At 57.5% G+C, this 1,585-nt stretch carries 1 protein-coding gene; it reads left to right on the top strand.

Features of this window, described 5'->3' with window-relative positions:
* The coding region (locus H7E91_RS11405; RefSeq protein ID WP_182355237.1) for an integrase core domain-containing protein at nt 1–169 on the top strand (169 nt) is incomplete at its 5' end.
* Nucleotides 170–1,585 lie beyond the last annotated feature (1,416 nt).

Here is a 1,585-nt window from a genome sequence, read left to right as displayed (position 1 = left end):
TTACACACGGCCCCACTGGGCAACGGCAACAGAGGTCGAACTGGCGACCATGGACTGGGTCCATTGGTGGAACACGATCCGCCTGCACGAGTCCCTGGACTACCGCACCCCAACAGAGTACGAAGCGCACTACTATCAAGAACATGCCAGCGTCCTGGCACACGCATAAAAGCGGAACGAAACCCAGGACGCTTCACAGGTGTTTCAGAGGTCATCAGGCTTTCCCCCTTCTGTAGGTGTCAGCGGTGTCATCAATGGTCAGTGCTCTACGGGTTCCGTGGCGGTCTCCTCAGGAAGCGAAGCGTCTGATGCCTCACGAGAGGGTTGCAAGGAGGCCGTATCCGAAGGGGTAGCACCCTCAGGACGAGGAGCAAGCGGGGAAGGAGAAGGCACATGCGACGCCTCTTCCTCTACCACATCCAGAGTATGCTCGGTTGGGATAGTTGTGCCGGGAGGCGCAGCATCGTCGACCTCAGACTCTTCTTCCATCAGGCCCACGGTAACGGGCTCGTCATTCAGTTCAGGCTCGAGCAAGCCCTCAGTCGGGTCTTCCTGCAAGGTGACTGCTTCCCCGGCCCCCGATGGGCTGGTTAGTACAGTGCAGGATGAATCTCTGCCCGACGCACGAGTCGCCGACACCTTGGCTTCAAGCACCCACGACTCAGCAGACTGCCAACTACCCGGCCCTACTGCCGTCACACGAATCCTGTACGTGAGGGTGTAACGGTCGCCCGCCTCGGGCGTGGGTGGGTCGAGAAAGTGACTGAAGTCGCGATATGAGCGTGCTTGTTGGTCTAGTGAAATACTTGCTGGCGTCGGCTGCGGGAGGGTGCCAGGTGCCCAGAAATCAAGCCGGTACCCCACAGGAGCAATCATGCCGGGGCCACTTTCCGGGGGTTGCCACTGGATGACCAGGTTCTGGAAAGAATGTTGCTCGAACCTGCATTGCACATTAGTAGGGGGTCCGATCATGCCAGCTTGGAGGGCTACGCCGGTAGCTTCCGCGTCATTCCACGATGCATGTGTGGGTGCAGTCATACCTGTACTGAGGGCGAGTGCCGCAAGCAGCGCACTGACCCCGCTTAGCATTACCCACCGGCGCGACCGGGTACGGCGACGAGAACTGCCCTGGGTGCGAGGCAACAAACGCAAGCTAGGTGGCATAGCTCTTTTCTGGAAAATCTAGAGGGGTCTGTAATCCGAGTACCGACTACTATCGCTCTTCAAACTAGACTACTAGACTGTAAATTATACCTACACATCTGGGCTGTGTCAAGTTTTCGACGTGCCTCACATAGTTTGAGCGCGAGCCCCACCCTGGTGCCTCACTTACTTTGAGCGCGAAACTTGCCCCATGGAAGGCAAAATACCAATGGCCGCTCGCCGTCACTTCACCAATAAACTCCGGACCGCTTACCAGAAAGCCTCCAAAACAGACCGAGGTAAAATCCTAGACAATGAATCGCCCCGGGTTTGGTGGAGGGTCTGAAATCCCGAGAGGATGATGATCATGCCAGCACAAAGGAAGTATCCGCCAGAGCTTCGTGAGCGTGCGATGCGGCTTGTTGCCGAGGCCCGTAAAGAG

The sequence above is a fragment of the Flaviflexus huanghaiensis genome (genome assembly GCF_014118685.1).
GTDB classification, from domain to species: domain Bacteria; phylum Actinomycetota; class Actinomycetes; order Actinomycetales; family Actinomycetaceae; genus Flaviflexus; species Flaviflexus huanghaiensis.
This window is presented reverse-complemented; position numbering and strand designations above follow the sequence as displayed.